Source organism: Candidatus Trichorickettsia mobilis (assembly GCF_034366785.1).
Lineage (GTDB): Bacteria > Pseudomonadota > Alphaproteobacteria > Rickettsiales > Rickettsiaceae > Trichorickettsia > Trichorickettsia mobilis_A.
In genome coordinates this window covers 1,300,270-1,319,018 of sequence record NZ_CP112932.1, presented here as the reverse complement: position 1 = coordinate 1,319,018, position 18,749 = coordinate 1,300,270, and the positions used below count along the sequence as shown (strand labels likewise).

The window sequence follows — 18,749 nt, the reverse complement described above, 5'->3', positions numbered from 1 at the left end:
TATAATTATATTAATAATGCTTGACGAAAGCTAAAATAATATCTATAATTTAATAAATAGAATTAAATTGAGGGAAAAATGAAAAATGATATTGATAGTGGTAATCGTAGGTTAGTAAATTCTATACAACTACAAGATGATGCGGCTAATGGTTATCTCAATACCAATTATTATGAAGATGATACACATAATACAAATTATGGTTATAGTAATACTGCTCTTGCTGATTATATTACTAATCTTGTAAAAGATGAAACCTCTATACAAGCTAAAGTTAAACAGGTTAAACAGTTTCTAGAAAATGAGGAAAGTGATGGCTACCTATGCAATGAATATTTAAGTAATATAATTGACATATTTAGAATCGAATTTGGAACATGCTTTCGAGGGTTTAATCATAAGTTAATCTTACTAAAACCAAAAATTACTGAAATAAACGATAGTAGCCTGGAGACATGGGATAACATAACCACACTAGCTAAAAAACTTATAATTGTTGGAGCAGACATAGATTATAAGGTATATTTTACTAGCCCCCCTTTATTAGATAGTCTAACTTATATGTTCAAGTTATATAATGAATATAAACTTGGTGTACAAAAATTAGAAGAAATTTTTGCTTGTATTATTGCCAATGATCTATTCAAGCTTAATCCAAAAATTACAGAGCATTTAATGGATATAAAAGAATGCTTAGGAAAGGAGCAGTTTGCAGCTTTAAAAGAAGATGTTACTAGCGAGTTTATAAATATGATGCAGCAGTCTCATGAAACAGCTAAAAATATAGAACAATCTCTAAATTTTATAGAACAAATTAATCCAGAACTAATATCACCTCTAAGTGAGCTAAAAACAGTTAAAACCGATATAGGACATATGTTATTAGAGTGCTTAGGTTTAAGTATAGTAGATCCTGAAATATTAAAAGCAAACTATAACAAAGAAGGAGATCAGTTTGTTCTTAATAGCAAGAATAGCTTGAGTATGTTTAGCGAACAAGATCAAGCTCTACACATAAAAACGTTAGAATTTTATGAAAAATATCCTGCATGCATAGATCAACTGCTAGATATTGTCACTGGCAATCCAGAACTTAAGGAACAACTAATCGATAATTTACAACAAAATTCAGAATTACGCACAACATTTCAAGGTTATATTACTTTATCTCCAATAATAGCAGTACTGCTTCAAACTAACCTACAGGAAGTAATATTAGAAATAACAAAAATCTCAAGTTTAGAGGGAATTGCACATATAAATATTGGTGAGTATAATCCAGATGTGGCTTCATCTTTATTAGGAGAAGAACAAAAGGACGATCATTTAGAGTACTAACAATTGTGTAAAATATTATACTAACCAAAATGCTAGCAGAATCAATTGCCATGATTTTACAATTATTTCATGGCAATTATCAATCTTCAGTTTTACCATCAACAGCAGTTTGTTAGCAAGCAGCGCGGGGTTTATTGATCTTTGAGCAGAATTTATATTTTCGAGATTAGCAAGTATGGCTTAAGGTTTTGGACGAACTTAATCTTAAGTTATAACTCCTTGACTATAAATCGCCATAATTTATCCGTAGCTTTGTTAATACCAATTCGTTTTGTGGCGATAAATTGTTGGTTGGCAACAAGAGAAGTTGTATCATTATCTAAAACATACAATGCATCATTTGTAGTTATATCAATACCATTATGGGTTAAGCTAATTCCCAGAGTGCGGCAGATTTTTCCTGGACCATCCAATAACAAAGAAGATGGTGATAATAGCTTAAGACCACGAATTAAAACTGCACTTGGTTGCCCTAAAGGCTCGGTAACGATATTTAGACAGTGGTACATACCGTAAATCATGTACACATAACTTACTCCTGGAGATCCAAACATTATTCGAGCACGATTAGTCGGTCCCTTGAATGCATGCGAAGCCTCATCATCCATACCCCTATAAGCCTCAGTTTCAATAATAATTCCCTGATATTGTTGAAATACTAGTATCTTCCCAAGCAACTCCTGTGCCACCTCCACCACATGATTTTCAAAAAATCCTTGCTCAATCCTAACCATATTACCGAGTATACCACCAATCTGTGGTACCATCAGCTTTATCTGCTAATACTACTCCTTGCTGTAGCAATTGCATACGTATTTGATCGGCAAGTTGCCAGTTTTTATCTTTTTTGGCCTGAGTACGTTGATTAATCAAACTAATAATAGCTTCATCATTAATATCGTGTTTAAACCATGTAGTTGCTGATTTTTTCATCAAACCAATAAATCTTGCACAAGCCAGCAGTGATGAGGCGTTAAGCTTCTTCTCACTATCAGTAGTTGATAAATAAGTTAATTTTGCATAATCATTGATAATTTTAATAGCTAGAGGTGTATTCATATCATCTAGTAAACTGGCAATAAAGTCTAATGGTACCTCTGATAAAGAGTCACATGATACCCCTTCAACCGCTCGATACCAATAATTTAACATCTTGGTGGCGTTCGCAAGAGTATGATCATTAAAATCTAAGGGCTTATGATAATGTGCTCCGAGTAATGCTAAACGAATTGTATCTCCATCTACACCCTTAATAATTAAATCACGAACGGTAATAAAATTACCTAAAGATTTACTCATTTTCTCACCATTAACAGTAAGAAATCCATTATGTACCCAATAATTGGCAAAATTAGAACCAGGAAAGGCACATTTGCTTTGTGCAATTTCATTAGTATGATGTGGAAAAATTAAATCAGCACCACCACCATGAATATCAAAATTTTCACCAAGATACTTGTGACTCATCGCTGAACATTCAATATGCCACCCTGGCCGTCCACGTCCCCAAGGACTATCGAAATTAGCTGATATATCAGTACCGGCCATTGGTTTCCATAACACAAAATCTCCCGGATGTTTTTTGGATTCATCTGCAGCAACTCGTACATTATATATCATTTCATCAATAGTACGACCTGATAATTCGGTATAATCTATACTGCGAGTTATATCAAAATAAACATGATCATCCGTAATATAAGCTACTTCTAGAGCTATGAGCTTTTGAATAATCTCGATCATACAATCAATATGCTCAGTAGCTATAGGCTCAATGTTAGGACTTAAACATTGAAGATAAGCCATATCTTCATGGAAATCCTTAGTAGTTTGTTTAGTTAAAGCTTCGATGCTAATTTGTAACTCCATTGCACGATCGATGATTTTATCATCAACATCAGTGATATTACGTACATATACTACCTGCTCTTTGCCAAAAAGATGAATCAACATTCGATATAAAATATCATAGATAATTACTGATCTACCATTGCCAATATGCGGATGATCATATACTGTTGGTCCACACACATACATTTTAACCAAATTATTATTTATAGGGATAAATGCTTCTTTAGTTCGGGTTTTAGTGTTATTTAGAAATAGTTGCATTTTATTTTCAGATATATTTATATATTTAATTTTATATGTTTAAATATTTATGACATTATACTAGCGTTAAACCATAAGTTGATTATAATGATGGATTTTAAACTAAACAGAGAATCGACTGATTATCATGTAAACATTAGAATTATAACATTTGTTGTAACTTTAGTATTTTTAATCGTAATGTTTATATATTGTATCAGAATATATGCCAGTAAAAAGCAAAATATCATGTATGTGATTAGGACAGAAGCTGAACTTCTAGCCAATGTTTTTGCTACCGATTTAAATTATTCCTCATATTTTTTGAATATTGTAACACGTAAGTTGGGTAACTATTACATGAATTTACAATATATTCAAAGAGTATTACAAGATTATGGCGAATTGGCAAAATTCAATACTGTCTTTGGATGGCGTAAATATAGCTGGGTTGATGTTAATTTCCGCGAAGTTGTCACTAGTGCTCAAGGGATCATTGCTCATCCAAGAAGGTTGGATTTTATGCAAACAGTTACTAAGGAATTAAGCGATCAAGAACAAATAATGTTTTACATGAGTAAAACTACTTATAAAAATGACAGTCTTAAATTAATTGCAGGAACTAAAAACACAGAAAATAATAAATATGTTGGTTACATGATATTAAGCTATGATATAGCTACCATAATTCGTAGGTTAAATACTAGTAAGGAGAATCATACTAATTTTGTTATTTTAGATAATAAAAATACGGTGATAGTACAATCTCAACCAGTAATTCATAATATTATTAATAATAATGGAGTAATTTCAACTTATTTAAACGAAGTACTGGAGCGTATTGATTTTTTTAATAAAACAGAACAAGAAATAGCATATTTAGACGTACTTAGCGGAGTAAATTATTACATCAAAAAAATAAAAAACCTACCTTTTATCTTAATCGTAAACCTAGATGATGATGAAATAAAAAACAATATTTTAGATGATGTCATTAAAAAATTTCTTGAAGTATCCGTATTTGTCTCTATTTTTCTGTTGATTGTAATCTCAATTTATCGTCGTGAAACCTATTTAAGAGAAAAAGCAGAACAAGCAACTATTGCTGCAAATCTTGCTACTAAAGCTAAATCTGATTTTCTAGCTTTTACAGCTCATGAAATTCGCTCACCTCTAGGATTTATTACCACTGGGTCAGAAGCGATGATTAAACAATATTTTGGCCCATTATCAGATACATATTGTGATTATGCTAAAGGCATTCATCAAAGTGCAGAAGTAATATTAAAATTTATTACTGACATACTAGATGAGAATCAGATTATTGAAGGTAAGTTTCAAATCGTAAATGATATTACCAGTATTACCAAAATACTTGAAACAGCTATATATGTTAATCAAGCAAGGGCTGATAAGAAGAAAATAAAAATAAATCTTAATATTATGGATTCATTACCTAAATTGATCTGTGATAGCCGGCGTATGATACAAGTAATGAATAACTTACTAAGTAATGCCATAAAATATTCCAACGAAGAAACAATAATTACTGTAGATATTAAAGTTATCTCAAATGATTTGGTGCTTGATATTATCGATCAAGGCATAGGCATGACTGAAGAAGAGATAAAAATAGCTCTTAGTAATCACGGAATTATCTTAAAAAAGAATCATAATTTAATAGATTCATATGGTCTTGGTCTGCCCATAGTAAAAATGCTGCTCGATGCTCATGAAGCAATATTTTTAATCAAGAGTCAACCAAATGTTGGGACAAAGGTAACGATCATTTTTCCCAAATATAAACTAGTATATGATACTAAATGAAATCAGGAATTGGTATATCTTGTTCAAGCTTTGCATCAAGTTAAGGAAAAAGAGATATAGCAATGCCAGTTGAATTATGATAAGTCAAATATGCTACGTCTCGGCTGCGCGAAACAAAGTAATCACTGTTTACGCAGCCGAAACAATCTAGTAAATAGTCGTTTTACATTTTTTGGATTGCTTCGGCTGAAGCCTCGCAATGACAGCGGAAAGTAGAGAGCTGAACTCAGACGGTAGTTTGTGTCCAAACAAAATTGTTCATACGTCTCTTTTCATTAACTTGACGCATATATCATATACAGCGTACGCACTTCCCTAAACTTTTATAATAATTAGGTATGTATAAAACGAATTATTTAGAATCACTATCTAAATTACCACTCACATTATTATTAATTATTAGTATACTTTGCTGCAGTGGTTTTATTATACTTTATTCTGCTGCTGGAGGCAGTATATACCCATGGTCTCATAAGCAAATAATAAATTTTTGTTTATTTATGCCGTTTAGCATCTTAATAGCGATTCTTGATCTCAGGATAATCTTTAAATTTTCCTATCTATTCTATTTCTTGATTTTATTATTACTTATTGGCGTTGAAGTATTTGGTACTATTGCTATGGGTGCAAAACGTTGGATAGATTTTGGTTTTACCAGAGTGCAACCGTCAGAACCAGCAAAACTTGCAATTGTATTAATGCTAGCAAAATATTTTCATCAACTATCAATTATAGATCTTACAAAAATATCAAAATTATGTATAGCAGTGATTGGAGTAGTTATACCAGTCATATTAATTATTAAGCAGCCTGATCTAGGCACAGGAGTCATTACCTTAATTGTTGCTGGCTTCATGTTTTTTGCAGCGGGCGTAAGGCTATGGAAATTTATTGTTATTGGAGCCAGTATAATGTTAAGCTTACCAATAATTTGGCATTTAATGTATGATTATCAACGCAAACGAGTATTAGTGTTCTTTGACCCAGAAAAAGATCCTCTTAATGCTGGGTACAATATAATTCAATCAAAAATTGCTATTGGCTCAGGAGGAATCTTTGGTAAAGGATTGATGAATGGGACTCAGAGCCATTTAAGTTTTTTGCCAGAACATCAGACAGATTTTATTTTTGCTACCTTTGCTGAAGAATTTGGTTTTGCTGGCGGGATATGGTTATTAACACTATACTCATTAATAATATCAATTTGCCTGACTATTGTGGTTAATACTAAAAGTATCTTTGGCAAGCTGATAGTTGTTGGTGTAACCGCAATCTTTTTCAGTCACGTATTTATTAATATAGCAATGGTGATGGGAATGTTGCCTGCAGTGGGTGTACCATTGCCATTTATATCTTATGGTGGTACAATGATGGCTTCAATGTTAATAGGGTTTGGCTTAGTGATGAATGTACAGGTACACCGACACATAAATTTATAAAAGCATTAGCTAAAACTACCCAATCGGAGTTCGTTATTATGCATTGTTTACGACTATTATTAAACTTATAACTGTTTTGTAAGTAATGTACTCCATGTTCAAAAAATTGTTTAATATTTTTATTATATTATGTTTTATAATAAGTTTGTTTTTATTATTATTATTACCACTAGTACTATATCGCCTTGGTATTGAAAGTGAAATTTTTCCAGCATTAGAAATAATTATTATTTATTATTTCAGCTTGAATTATCAAATAAAATATTGGCAAATATTTATTATTGGCATATTTCTTGATCAACTATACCATTTTCCTATTGGCACAAGTGCAGTAACATTCTTACTAACTAATTTGCTATTAAATAAATTACGAATTTGGCTGGTAATTAGAACAAGCACGATAAATTTTATCGTATTTTGTAGCTATGCATTTTTGGCATTAGTTATTAGATATTTAATTTTCACTAGTAAAATATCATCTTCTTTAAATCTAGTGACGATATTATTTCAATATTTAACGACTATTTTTTCCTACCCACTATTCATGATCTTGTTTGATAAATCATTACTCTATTTAAAGAAGTATGCTAAATAAAATATTCCATAATCAAATAATATCGCGTCGTACTTTTCTGATTGGTGTAGGTAAGCTAGGATTGCTATCGATACTCGCGAGCAGAATGTTTTATATGCAATGTATCAAGAAAAGTGAATACACTACTTTATCCGATAAAAATCGGATTAGTTTAGTGTTAGTTCCTCCTAATCGCGGTCAAATTTATGATACTAGTGGTCAACTATTAGCTACTAACAAACTTTGTTTTAGGTTGTTATTAGATAAGAATAGTCAACTAAGCTATCCACAAGAGTTAATATTAATTAACCAAATTTTAGGACTTACTCAAGAGCAACAAGTATATATTGAGAAAAAAGTAAAAAGAGCTGATCGTAGAATGCCGGTGATGATTCTTGATCAACTTAGCTGGGAACAAATAGCTATTATTGAAGAATATAAACATAAATTAAGTGCTATTTTTATTGATATGGGACAAGTAAGATTTTATCCAATGCACAATGCAACAGCACATATACTTGGCTACATTGGACAAGTGAATGAGCAAGAATCTCGAGAATTACCAGTTAGTAGTCGTGATTTTATTATAGGAAAATCAGGTGTTGAAAAATATTATGAAGAAGAGCTACGTGGAAGTTTTGGCTATAAGCAAATGGAAGTTAATGCTTTCGGTAAATATATCAGAGAATTAACGCAAGTAAATAGTATCCCTGGTCAAAATATTACTTTAAATATTGATGCAGAATTGCATACCAAAATTGAACCTTATTTAAACCAATATGGTTGTTCAGCAATTGTGATGAATTGTCGCAATGGTAATCTACCAATTCTTGCTATTAGCCCTAGTTTTGAACCCAATAATTTTACCAAACTCTCACAAGAATATTGGCATAGTTTAATTAATGATCCATATAAACCATTAATTAATAAAGCCGTGCAAAATGCTTATCCTCCAGGCTCGGTATTTAAAATAATTACTATTCTAGCAGCACTTGAAGCTGGTATTACTCCAGATAAGGTGGTGTATTGCAATGGCACCCCTGCTTTAAAGAGTGGATTCCGTTGTGCCAGTCGTCTAGGACATGGCTCTCTAAATATGATCGGAGCACTTAAATGTTCTTGTAATTCTTATATGTACGAGATTGCAAAATTAATAGGTGCCAATCGAATTATTAACATGGCTAAGAAATTCGGTTTTGGTACTTCAACTGACATTGATTTACCTGGAGAAGTGCTAGGATTTGTTCCTTCTAAAAAATGGAAAAAAAGCAAATTGCGACTAGATTGGACATTAGGTGATACCTTAAACCTATCGATCGGACAGGGATTTCTTTTAGCCACTCCCATTCAATTAGTTCGTTTTTGTGCAGCAATAGCAAATAATGGCAAACTTTATACCCCAAGAATAGCTAAAAACACCCCTAATTATACTCAAATCGATATTAACCAAGAGCATCTTGAACTTATCAAAGAAGCAATGTATCAAACGGTAAATAGCTTAGGCGGTACTGCTTATTATAGCCGTATTCTAGAAGAGAAATTTCAGTTTGCAGGTAAGACCGGCACTGCACAAGTGCAATCAAAAGCAAACGCCAATGACGATCTGAGTCGACAATCTATCTCATGGGAAAGACGTAATCATGCAGTATTTATCGGGTTTGCACCCTACAACGATCCCCAATATGCAATCTCAGTATTTGTAGATCACGGTGGCAGTGGCGGCAGAGCAGCAGCACCACTTGCAAGTAAAATTATCCAGGAAATTTTGCAAAAACATGGTTAGTGTTGTAGAACTTTAAAAAACGCTCCACTATTAATTAATTGTAAGTGAGCGTTGTTCACGGTTTTTAAAAAAGTCGTCAAGCTTTGAGCAAATCTTTGGTTCTGGTTACAAAACGTGAATGAAGTCAGCTATAAAAACAATACGCTTAAATTGACTACAATCCAGTTCAAGTAAGGAAACTGTATTTATGATTTTATTGCCAAAATTTGCTTATCTGTAATAGTCCTACCACTTGCTAACTCAAAAGATAGTTGTCCATTTTCTACTATTGAGCTTTTTATTAAATCATTAGTAATAGTACTAACTTTTGTTGAAGTAATTATATTTGTAATATTATCGACTGTAGTTGTATGAACTTCATAGCGATATTCTCCATTTTCGGCAAGCAGCCCATCGATCCTTCTACCATCCCAGTGAAATTCAACGATTTCTCTATTTTTCAGCCTAGTAGCTTCATCATGAGCTTGCCCCTGTTTAAATATATTTCCTGCTCTGAATTCTGTGTTAATATAAGGTCCAACATAAGGAGCAACAGCTATTTGACGATCTAAGTTAAGATCCGTATACTGATTAAACCCTTGAATCAAGAATTTATCTTTGATGTAATTATTAACCATAGTCTGACCAGCTAGATCTAACTCATCATATCTTGGAGTAAGTTCTTGACCCTGATAATACAATTCACCAGCTGGCTTTAGTACCTCCGCCACTAATTGTTCGCCTTTATATATTTTAAGTACCGCATCGCCCAAACGCTGACCTTCAGCAGGTTTCTGAATCCTTACCTCTCTAGTAAACTGATCACCACTATTATGATTAAAATTGCTATTTTCATATTCAACCTGTGTGCCAATATAAGAAGCTGCTAAACCAGTTAAAAATCTTTCTTCTCTTGATTCACCAATAATACCAGTGATATTGGCCAATGGATAAGTTGCACTACCAGCAATGATTTTTTTATTCTTGATATCTACACCGGTAACATCAACTAACTTTACCTTACCTAACTGAATATTTTGTTGGCTATCATTGTCTTTCACATATAATGTATAATTATATTCTCCATCATCAAGCTTATGCTTTTTTGCATCTAACTCTAAGGTACCAACACCTGCTAACAGAGGCTCATTATAAATAATTGTAGTTAGCGGTTTACCATTTTTATCTGTAATGTCAACCCGTACATCTCCTGGGTGTTCTATCTGAACCTGATTATCATAAATAAGCTCACCTTTACCTTCCACCACTCTAACAACAGATAAATCAATAGTAGCTTGCATACCAATAAGGTCTGCACTAGCACTCACTGAAATAGCTTCATTATCTGCTTTTACATTCTTATATTCAGTGATATTATCTGGATCAACTAGCTTATCATTAACAACTAGTAGCCGTTTACCGTCCGATACTCTGATACCATCAACAACGCCACTAAGAGAAGAAGTAACGTTAATAGGTAGCGTAGCTTTACTTCCAGCCAGTGTAGCCGAAGCTGAAACTTCCATTCTATATTTGCCCTCAGCTACTTCCTGACCTTTATCGTCTCTACCATTCCAAAGAAATTTATTACTACCATTATTATTATTACATTTACCATTAAATACCACTCGACCATTTGCATCAAAAATACTGATTCTAGCCGATATATTAGTTCCTTGCGGAAAGTTGCCATATTTTAATTCATAATCAAAGGTAATATCATTCCCACTATAATTTCTGATAGTATCATCATAATAAACTTCTTTCCCCATATACAAATCAATTTGAGATTGCTCATTGCTTTCTACTAATCGCTGCATCTGGTTTATTAAAGTCTTATTCTGAGCTATATCAACAGTCATTTTACTGAGATCCATGATGCCCTTTTGCTGAGAATCGTTATTCCCTCCTGAACCATCTCCAGATAGCATGCCTATAATGTTTTGATGCTTAAAAGATGCCATAACGGTTCTTTCAAAGTCTCTCGTTACTTTCTCAAGCTGTTCCATTGCTGCTTCAAAACTATCGTTTTGATTTAGCTTATTATATGCACTACTATGATTAGCTTGCCTCTTACCACCAAAGGTTTTTTCTGCTAAGAGGCTTTCTGCTAACCCCGTTTGTCTTGGATTTAAAACTTTCATTAATTTACCTCAAACTTTAATATCAACACTATCTGCGCTAAGTCTACCACCATAGCCATTCTTAATTGGCTTTGCTTTACTATTAGTATCTTCTTGTAACATCAAATGTGTTGATAATATGTTTCTCTTATTTTGTTCAGGAGTTTGATGACTGCTATTATCACTATTATCGCCTTTAAAATCAAAACTCAAAGAAGTATCACTATCTATATTCACTACTTTACTAAGTTCACGCTCTAAAACAGGACAATCTTTAGCTAGTAACTCGCTAGTATTACGATTTTCAGCTCTAAATTGGATTGAAACCACCTTCTCTTTATTAAATTCAATGGCGATATCTATAGTTCCCAAACTTTCTGGATGCATTTGTAATATAATCTTACTATAGCCATTATTGGCTGCTGTTTCAACAGCCATTCTTACCTGATCGTTACGATGTGGAATATTCTCTAATTGTTGACTTGCAATCTCTTTAAATGAGATAACCGTCCTTTTATCACCGTCTAGTTGAATAACAAAACTCTTAGAGCCACTGCTACTATCTTCTATTAACTCTTTACTATTACTTAAATGATCATTTATATCTTTTGTTGCTTGTATTTCTGACCTCAGCATTTCAACAACTGGCGCAACTACTCTGTGAACCATATCAGGCTTTATATTATTCTGACCAAAATTCTTTACATTACCATCACTGCCTTCAGGCTCAGTTATAATATTAACCCCCACATCTACTTTTTTTTGCTTTTCTTGTCTAGTACTCGGTGTCAGATTATCACTTAAATCTGATAGCTCTGAGTCTAAATCCAGTCTTTGCATAGATTGTAAAGGCAAAAATTGACTTCCTAATACCAAATCTTGCGCTAAATCATCAGCCTTCTTATCTTCTTGAGGAAGAGCAATATCAATTTCTTCAGCTTGTTTTAACTTTGTTTCTTCGAATTTTATTGGCATAAAGCTATTGACATCTGCATTTGTTGTAATAACCAATTCTTGCACAGTATCTACCTCTACTGTACCTTTTACTGTACCTTTATCTACTTTAGTTTCTTGTGGCAACACCTGCTGATGTAAATTAGCATCTATTTCTGCCGACGCTACTAATATCTCTTTTTTAAGATCTGCGTCATCAGCTACTACAAATTGCTCATTTTCTGTGTTTAAATTAGACAACATAAAGCTTTGTATACTATTTTCATCGCTATCAGCTTTAATATTACCTTCATTACTAATCACAAACTCAAATTCAACTTCAACATCTTGAGCTTCTTCAGTTTTTTCTAACTTATTTTCTTGCGCCTCAGGATTTCTTTCTTTTCTGCTTTCGGCTTTCTCTAATCTATTACTTGCTTTTCCTAGCATTTCTTTAAATTTATTATTATCCTGGCTAAAATCAGATTCAAGCGCTAATATTTTATTACTACCATTATTACTTATAACACTTAAAACCGCTAAATCAGCCATAACTAAATCCAATCAATGTTTAATATTAAATTACGCATAAATCATGCCAAAATTCTTGATAAAAGCAAATAATATTGCTATCACAGATAGAAATTAAAAATGTAAGTTATAATATAGCAAAGATACGAAAGGTTAGCAACTGAGAAAATATGACAGATTCTTGAAGAAAAGGGGAGTAATAATTGAGTTAGACATCATGAATTATTTGATAAATTTTATTTTGCATATTTTTATTTTAATCGTACTTGGCTATGCTGGTGTAACTTACGCTAGATTACAAGACCTCAAAAATACTCCTATACAATATGATTTTTATAATACAACACTATCTATTAAAGAAGATGGCACATATGAAGAATTGATAGAAATTCAAGTAAGGATTTTAAATGAATCAGGTAGAAAATTAATGAGTAAATATGCTATAACCTACGATGGAGATAGTTCGTTAGTTAATATTATTAAAGCAAAAACCCTTGTTAATAAATATGAATATGAAGTCTCACAAACTAATATAGAAGACAAGTATGTAGCTAATAACTTGTCAGAACTATAACAATATTAAACAAATATCTATTAATTTCCCAAAATCAGAAATTGGGTCCAGGATTTATTTATTATACTAAAAATATACAAAAAAAGTTCCAATTGACGGACAGTTTTTTAGTAATTATTACTATGGGTCTGGTGGTTATTGGTTCAGATCTAAAATTAATATCTATTCTAAAATTCCAATAAAAATTGAGGTTAATGATCCAGAACAGAAATTACTAGTCAAAAAAAATAGCATTGTAAATAAACCAGCTTATAGCTCGGAAGCAGAAATTAAATTAGTAAAACCAATTACTGATGTAGTAATTGATGAATCTCAGTTTAGTAAAAGAAATCCATATTATCGTACTTATCTATCAATATCTAGTTGAAATAATTGGCAAACGCTTGGGAAACTCTTATCTGACAAGTATGATATTGTACTAAATCAAAAATTACCTAGAATGTTCTTAAGCACATTAAAATCTGCATCTCAAAAAAAAGATCTCTCTGAGCAAATCAATGAAATAACAACAGAGTTGCATGCAAAAATAAAGCACTTCTCAGATTTAAGAAGTATAGAGGGCAAGTTTATTCCTAGAAATTTAGCATTAGTTGAAGCTGATCAATTTGGTGATTGCAAAGATTTTGCATTAATTTTTACCAAAATTCTAAGATCATTAGGGTATGAAGCTAATATTGCATTGGTTCGTATTGAAGATTCTCCTAGTATTGAGAAAAAAAATTCCAAGTATGTATGATTTTAATCATGCCATTGTTAAAGTAATAGATGCAAACAAAAAAGTTTGTTGGATCGACCCAAGCGCTAAAGCTAACATAATTAACGGAGTTTTACCAAATATATCAGATAAGTTTGTTTTAGTGCTAAATGGTAGTGAGTCAACATATGAAAAAATTCCTCTTATTTCTGAGGAAAATGCTCAAATATTATTAGATCAAATTATAGATAGTGATGTTACTTATGCTAACATATCATTTAAAGGTGAAGCAGCTTCTTATTTAACAGCGTCTGGCATATATTCTTCAAAAGAAAAAATAATTAATGATTTTTGTGCTAGATACATTCCTGCTAATAATATTAAAGCCAATAATATTTTACAAATTTCTATGCCAAAACTTAATTCAAAGTTAATTGAAACAATAAATATTTCTTTGAGTTATAAAAATAATGATTTGTTATTAAAATCTAACTTAGGAAAAATATATTTCTTAAATAATAATTTTTCTATTTTTAAAGAAGTGTTAAACACTGATATAAAAACTTCTGCAAATGATTTAAGTTTAAAATTTCCACAAACAATAACAAGAAGAACTGTTTTTAAGAATACTAAAATACCAAATATAGATAATTTAGATTTTGTATTTGATGGTCCTTTTATTAGTATGTCTCGTAAGTCATCAATAAATTCTCAAGATAGCATTATAGTAGAAAAAGCAGTAATTCACAAATCATGGATAAGAAACGATGAGATTAAGACAATAGAATTTCAAAACTTGAAAGACATTATTCAATCTAATATTTACAACACTGTTGCTATAATCCAATAGTATATCCACATAAATTTATAAAATAATGCTATAATATTTTCTAATTTTATATTTGACTTTCTAATGCAATTACAATGCTATCAACTTAAGATTGTATAATACAACCTTAAGTTGATGTAATTTAAAATAGGACGGTATATGGGAGAAGAAAATGAGAGCAGCAATAATGACACTCAAAATAATGACAGCGCTCATTCTGCTTGTGCAGCTTCAGTTTTCGAAGGAACTAAGACAAATGAATGGGAGTCAACAGTTTGCACTGGGCAATATTCTTCTGAAGGAGATAGTGGTGGAGGTGACTGTATGATTGCATAGCTGAGTTATGGTATATTTTCAATGCCAACTTCAAACACTAAAGATTGTTATCTCCGCGGAGGCAGCGCTGTTTGAACATAGCCACATTCGATAAAAAAATAAAGCTAATGTCTAATCAAACATCTACGCGGAGATAACAATAAGGTGACGAGCTGTGGAACGACAATTATAGCGTAAACTAATTCAATAAACTGCATCAAACTGGGTTAAGCAGACTTAAAAATATAATAAATAGATATAATATAGAATAAATAAATAATTTTCTTGCTGCTTTATTATTATCGTCATCACTAAATAAAGCTATACTATAATATAGAAACATCAGACCAGCACAACTAGCCACCATAAAGTAAATCTTACCAGCCATATTTATAAAAAATGGTAGCAACGATGTACCAATCATTAAAAATGTATAAAGAAGAATTTGGATTTTGCAATAATACACACCTTTTGCTATCGGCATCATTGGAACATGGCAATTTTTATAATCTTTGATTCGATATAAAGCAAGAGCCCATGAATGCGGTGGGGTCCACATAAAAATAATTGCAGATAATGCTATTGACTCTATAGTAACTCCTCCCGTTACAGCCGCCCAGCCAATCATAGGCGGGAGAGCGCCAGCCACTCCTCCGATCACTACATTTTGTGGACTACGTCGCTTTAACCAAATAGTATAAACAAAAACATAATACAAAATAGTAAATACTAATAATCCGGCAGCACATAAATTTACACATAATGCCATCATAAAACTGGAAAAAAAACCTAATATGACACCAAAAGACAAAGCCTCCTCAGGAGCAATCTTACCTGTAACTACTGGCCTTCCTTGAGTTCTGGACATTATAGAATCGATATCCAGATCATACCACATATTAATTGCAGCAGCACTACCAGCACCTAAAGTAATGCATATTATCGCTGTAGTCATTATCAAAGGATGAATATGTCCTGGCGCACTTTGCGCTCCTACATAAGCAGTAAACACCACTAAAGACATTACACGCGGCTTCATCAAAGCGATGTAATCTTTTATTGAACTATAATATTTTAAGCTTGTTGTTATAGCAGTCATTTTACTTCTGGTTGACTTTCAAAAGAATGATAAGGTGGTGGTGAGGTCAACGTCCATTCAAGAGTATCTGCACCACTACCCCATGGATTTGCCGGACATTTTTCTCCATATTTTAAGCTATATAATACTATATATACAAAGTAAAGAGCAGCAAGCATTGAAATACCGGAACCAATAGATGACACCATATTCCAACCAGCAAAAGCATCAGGATAATCAGGTATACGTCGTGGCATTCCCGCCAATCCTAAAAAATGTTGTGGAAAAAAAGTAAGATTTACGCCAATGAAAGTAATCCAAAAATGGATTTTACCCATAGTCTCAGGATATTGATGGCCAGATATTTTACCAAACCAATAGTAAAAACCAGCAAAGGCAGTAAACAAAGCACCAAGTGACATAGTATAATGGAAGTGAGCAACTACATAATAAGTATCATGCAGCACTCTATCAATCGAAGAATTTGACAATACTATTCCAGTGACTCCACCAATGGTAAATAATAAAATAAATCCTATAGAGAATAACATTGGAGTTTTAAATTCTATGGACCCACCCCACATTGTAGCAATCCAACTAAAAATTTTAATACCAGTTGGCACCGCAATAATCATAGTGCCAGCAGTAAAGTACATTAAAGCATTATAAGAAAGTCCTACCGTAAACATATGGTGCGCCCATACCAGGAAACCAACAAATCCAATAGCAGCCATGGCAGCTACCATACCTAAATAACCAAACACCGGTTTACGAGAAAATGTAGATATAATCTGACTAACTATGCCAAAACCAGGTAAAATTACTACATATACTTCAGGATGCCCAAAAAACCAAAATAAATGCTGAAATAATACCGGATCACCACCACCATCAGATTTAAAAAAGGAAGTGCCAAAATTACGATCTGTAAGCAACATGGTAATCGCACCACCTAATACCGGTAGTGCCAATATTAACAAAAAAGCCGTAATTAAAATAGACCACACAAATAATGGCATTTTGAATAATCCCATACCTGGAGCTCTCATATTAAAAATAGTGACTATAATATTAATAGCGCCAAGGATTGATGATATACCCGCAAGGTGCAAACTAAAAATAGCCATATCTACAGCAGCACTTGGATGTCCTGCCACATTACTAAGTGGCGGATACATAGTCCATCCAGTACCTGCTCCACCATCAACAAAAGCAGAACCAAGTAACAGAGTAAAAGAAGGCACAAGCAACCAAAAACTAATATTATTCATTCTTGGAAAAGCCATATCTGGGGCGCCAATCATCAGTGGCACAAACCAATTACCAAAACCCCCAAACAAAGCTGGCATAATCATAAAAAATACCATGATTATAGCATGCGCTGTAATCAAAACATTATATAACTGATGATTATCAATAAAATCATTACCAGGAGATGCTAATTGTAGTCTAAATAAAAAAGAAAATAAGCCACCTATAATTCCAGCAAGAATACTAAACATGATATACATGCTGCCAATATCTTTGTGATTTGTAGATAATAACCACCTTCTCCACCCATGTGGGGTATGATTATCGCTTACATCAGTTTGAGCCATAATTACCTTAGTTTATTTGTTAGATTCGATAATGTTTAATAAATCATGTATACTAAGTTAAGGAAAATTGACACTCAATCGTTTGAGCTGAGACGAAGTCACAGCAATCCAGAAAATGTAAAACAACTTTTATTGGATTGCCACAGCAACGTAGTGGCTCCACAATGACAATTGAGTGTCAATTTTCCTTAACTTGACTAGTATGGTTTTTGAATATCCTCTTAATTTGTGGATCCCGCTATCTTAATCTTAGTGTTAATATTATTACTAGAAAATTTACTTTTTGCTTGAATTAACCAACGATCAAATTCATCCTTACTTACCACCTCAAGTGCAATTGGCATAAACCCATGGTTTACACCACATAATTCTGAGCATTGTCCATAATAAACTCCTTTTTTAGTCACTTTGGTCCAAGTTTCATTCACTCGACCCGGCACCGCATCGGTTTTAATACCAAGAGCTGGTACAGCAAAGCTATGGATTACATCAGCTGCAGTAATTAAAAATTTCACAATAGTATTTTCTGGAATCACTAAGCGATTATCAACCTCTAATAATCGCCTTTGACCTGGCTTTAACTTATCATCAGCAATCACATAACTATCAAAACCAATATTGTCATGATCTGGGTAACTATAATTCCAATACCACTGATAGCCAACTACTTTAATAGTAACTTCAGCTGGAGGCATCTCATTCTCCATACGTAAAATACGAAAAGACGGAATAGCTATAGCTATAAGAATTATTACTGGAATGACAGTCCAAATTACTTCTATCAAAACATTATGAGAAAATGTTGCCGGTATCGGATTAGCTTTAGCATTAAATTTAATACACACATAAACCAAAAGCGCTAGTACCACAAATACTATAAAGGCACATACTGCAAGCAGAAAATTATGCAGCCAATTTAATTCTTCCATGATTGGACTTGCTGCTGGCTGTAATAGCATTTGCCATGGTAATGGCTCAGAAGCCAGTACTGAAACGCTAAAAGTAACAATTAATAAAGCTATTATAATTCTCATAATTTCCAA

General features: G+C 32.6%; 16 protein-coding genes. 9 read left to right on the top strand and 7 right to left on the bottom strand.

The window, feature by feature from the left end; all coding sequences use genetic code 11:
* Window positions 1-78: 78 nt before the first annotated feature.
* Window positions 79-1,338, top strand: a complete 1,260-nt coding sequence (locus Trichorick_RS06100) for a hypothetical protein (protein WP_323738114.1) — start codon at window positions 79-81, stop codon at window positions 1,336-1,338.
* Window positions 1,339-1,547: 209 nt separating this feature from the next.
* Here the strand turns inward: Trichorick_RS06100 and Trichorick_RS06095 are convergent, their stop codons facing one another.
* Together Trichorick_RS06095 and cysS are read right to left on the bottom strand one after the other, a co-directional pair.
* Window positions 1,548-2,105 carry a DNA-3-methyladenine glycosylase gene (locus Trichorick_RS06095; protein WP_410250244.1) on the bottom strand — a complete coding sequence of 186 codons (558 nt, stop codon included), beginning with the start codon at window positions 2,103-2,105 and terminating at the stop codon, window positions 1,548-1,550.
* Window positions 2,074-3,450, bottom strand: a complete 1,377-nt coding sequence (gene cysS / locus Trichorick_RS06090; protein ID WP_323738113.1) for a cysteine--tRNA ligase — start codon at window positions 3,448-3,450, stop codon at window positions 2,074-2,076. Before cysS ends, Trichorick_RS06095 begins: the two co-directional genes overlap by 32 nt.
* A gap of 87 nt (window positions 3,451-3,537) precedes the next feature.
* On the opposite strand from cysS, the gene Trichorick_RS06085 reads away from it, so the two are divergent.
* From Trichorick_RS06085 to mrdA, 4 genes are all read left to right on the top strand, one after another.
* Window positions 3,538-5,256, top strand: a complete 1,719-nt coding sequence (locus Trichorick_RS06085; RefSeq protein ID WP_323738112.1) for a sensor histidine kinase — start codon at window positions 3,538-3,540, stop codon at window positions 5,254-5,256.
* Window positions 5,257-5,594: 338 nt separating this feature from the next.
* Window positions 5,595-6,695 (top strand): rod shape-determining protein RodA, encoded by a 1,101-nt coding sequence (rodA, locus tag Trichorick_RS06080; protein WP_323738111.1) that lies wholly within the window; start codon window positions 5,595-5,597, stop codon window positions 6,693-6,695.
* Between the two features lie 94 nt (window positions 6,696-6,789).
* On the top strand, window positions 6,790-7,290 hold the full coding sequence (locus tag Trichorick_RS06075; protein ID WP_323738110.1) for a hypothetical protein: 501 nt from the start codon (window positions 6,790-6,792) through the stop codon (window positions 7,288-7,290).
* Complete coding sequence (mrdA, locus tag Trichorick_RS06070) at window positions 7,280-9,052, top strand: penicillin-binding protein 2 (protein WP_323738109.1); 1,773 nt, start codon at window positions 7,280-7,282, stop codon at window positions 9,050-9,052. Before Trichorick_RS06075 ends, mrdA begins: the two co-directional genes overlap by 11 nt.
* 185 nt (window positions 9,053-9,237) lie before the next feature.
* On the opposite strand, the gene Trichorick_RS06065 is transcribed toward mrdA, so the two are convergent.
* Window positions 9,238-11,175: a FlgD immunoglobulin-like domain containing protein gene (locus Trichorick_RS06065; RefSeq protein WP_323738108.1), complete on the bottom strand. Its 1,938-nt coding sequence runs from the start codon at window positions 11,173-11,175 to the stop codon at window positions 9,238-9,240.
* Window positions 11,176-11,184: 9 nt separating this feature from the next.
* A complete protein-coding gene (locus Trichorick_RS06060; protein WP_323738107.1) occupies window positions 11,185-12,639 on the bottom strand; it encodes a flagellar hook-length control protein FliK in 1,455 nt (484 codons plus the stop codon).
* Window positions 12,640-12,835: 196 nt separating this feature from the next.
* Between Trichorick_RS06060 and Trichorick_RS06055 the strand changes: the two genes are divergently transcribed.
* The 4 genes from Trichorick_RS06055 to Trichorick_RS06040 all read left to right on the top strand — a co-directional run bounded on the left by Trichorick_RS06055 (window position 12,836) and on the right by Trichorick_RS06040 (window position 15,051).
* Window positions 12,836-13,192, top strand: a complete 357-nt coding sequence (locus Trichorick_RS06055; protein WP_323738106.1) for a hypothetical protein — start codon at window positions 12,836-12,838, stop codon at window positions 13,190-13,192.
* 439 nt (window positions 13,193-13,631) lie between these two features.
* Window positions 13,632-13,928, top strand: coding sequence for a hypothetical protein (locus Trichorick_RS06050; protein ID WP_323738105.1), 297 nt, complete (start codon window positions 13,632-13,634; stop codon window positions 13,926-13,928).
* Window positions 13,921-14,736: a hypothetical protein gene (locus Trichorick_RS06045; protein ID WP_323738104.1), complete on the top strand. Its 816-nt coding sequence runs from the start codon at window positions 13,921-13,923 to the stop codon at window positions 14,734-14,736. The genes Trichorick_RS06050 and Trichorick_RS06045 overlap by 8 nt, the downstream gene beginning before the upstream one ends.
* Before the next feature lie 138 nt (window positions 14,737-14,874).
* Window positions 14,875-15,051 carry a hypothetical protein gene (locus Trichorick_RS06040; RefSeq protein ID WP_323738103.1) on the top strand — a complete coding sequence of 59 codons (177 nt, stop codon included), beginning with the start codon at window positions 14,875-14,877 and terminating at the stop codon, window positions 15,049-15,051.
* Window positions 15,052-15,247: 196 nt separating this feature from the next.
* On the opposite strand, the gene cyoE is transcribed toward Trichorick_RS06040, so the two are convergent.
* From cyoE to coxB, 3 genes are all read right to left on the bottom strand, one after another.
* Complete coding sequence (gene cyoE, locus Trichorick_RS06035; protein WP_323738102.1) at window positions 15,248-16,129, bottom strand: heme o synthase; 882 nt, start codon at window positions 16,127-16,129, stop codon at window positions 15,248-15,250.
* On the bottom strand, window positions 16,126-17,706 hold the full coding sequence (ctaD, locus tag Trichorick_RS06030; protein ID WP_323738101.1) for a cytochrome c oxidase subunit I: 1,581 nt from the start codon (window positions 17,704-17,706) through the stop codon (window positions 16,126-16,128). Before ctaD ends, cyoE begins: the two co-directional genes overlap by 4 nt.
* A gap of 221 nt (window positions 17,707-17,927) precedes the next feature.
* The gene (gene coxB, locus Trichorick_RS06025) at window positions 17,928-18,740 is read right to left on the bottom strand and encodes a cytochrome c oxidase subunit II (RefSeq protein ID WP_323738100.1); all 813 of its coding nucleotides are present in this window, start codon (window positions 18,738-18,740) and stop codon (window positions 17,928-17,930) included.
* Window positions 18,741-18,749: the final 9 nt, after the last annotated feature.

What these genes read in the sequence shown, in the direction of transcription:
- Trichorick_RS06100 (WP_323738114.1), top strand. Translation starts at nt 79, where the DNA reads ATGAAAAATGATATTGATAGTGGTAATCGTAGGTTAGTAAATTCTATA.
- Trichorick_RS06095 (WP_410250244.1), bottom strand. Translation starts at nt 2,105, where the DNA reads ATGGTACCACAGATTGGTGGTATACTCGGTAATATGGTTAGGATTGAG.
- cysS (WP_323738113.1), bottom strand. Translation starts at nt 3,450, where the DNA reads ATGCAACTATTTCTAAATAACACTAAAACCCGAACTAAAGAAGCATTT.
- Trichorick_RS06085 (WP_323738112.1), top strand. Translation starts at nt 3,538, where the DNA reads ATGATGGATTTTAAACTAAACAGAGAATCGACTGATTATCATGTAAAC.
- rodA (WP_323738111.1), top strand. Translation starts at nt 5,595, where the DNA reads ATGTATAAAACGAATTATTTAGAATCACTATCTAAATTACCACTCACA.
- Trichorick_RS06075 (WP_323738110.1), top strand. Translation starts at nt 6,790, where the DNA reads ATGTTCAAAAAATTGTTTAATATTTTTATTATATTATGTTTTATAATA.
- mrdA (WP_323738109.1), top strand. Translation starts at nt 7,280, where the DNA reads ATGCTAAATAAAATATTCCATAATCAAATAATATCGCGTCGTACTTTT.
- Trichorick_RS06065 (WP_323738108.1), bottom strand. Translation starts at nt 11,175, where the DNA reads ATGAAAGTTTTAAATCCAAGACAAACGGGGTTAGCAGAAAGCCTCTTA.
- Trichorick_RS06060 (WP_323738107.1), bottom strand. Translation starts at nt 12,639, where the DNA reads ATGGCTGATTTAGCGGTTTTAAGTGTTATAAGTAATAATGGTAGTAAT.
- Trichorick_RS06055 (WP_323738106.1), top strand. Translation starts at nt 12,836, where the DNA reads ATGAATTATTTGATAAATTTTATTTTGCATATTTTTATTTTAATCGTA.
- Trichorick_RS06050 (WP_323738105.1), top strand. Translation starts at nt 13,632, where the DNA reads ATGTTCTTAAGCACATTAAAATCTGCATCTCAAAAAAAAGATCTCTCT.
- Trichorick_RS06045 (WP_323738104.1), top strand. Translation starts at nt 13,921, where the DNA reads ATGTATGATTTTAATCATGCCATTGTTAAAGTAATAGATGCAAACAAA.
- Trichorick_RS06040 (WP_323738103.1), top strand. Translation starts at nt 14,875, where the DNA reads ATGGGAGAAGAAAATGAGAGCAGCAATAATGACACTCAAAATAATGAC.
- cyoE (WP_323738102.1), bottom strand. Translation starts at nt 16,129, where the DNA reads ATGACTGCTATAACAACAAGCTTAAAATATTATAGTTCAATAAAAGAT.
- ctaD (WP_323738101.1), bottom strand. Translation starts at nt 17,706, where the DNA reads ATGGCTCAAACTGATGTAAGCGATAATCATACCCCACATGGGTGGAGA.
- coxB (WP_323738100.1), bottom strand. Translation starts at nt 18,740, where the DNA reads ATGAGAATTATAATAGCTTTATTAATTGTTACTTTTAGCGTTTCAGTA.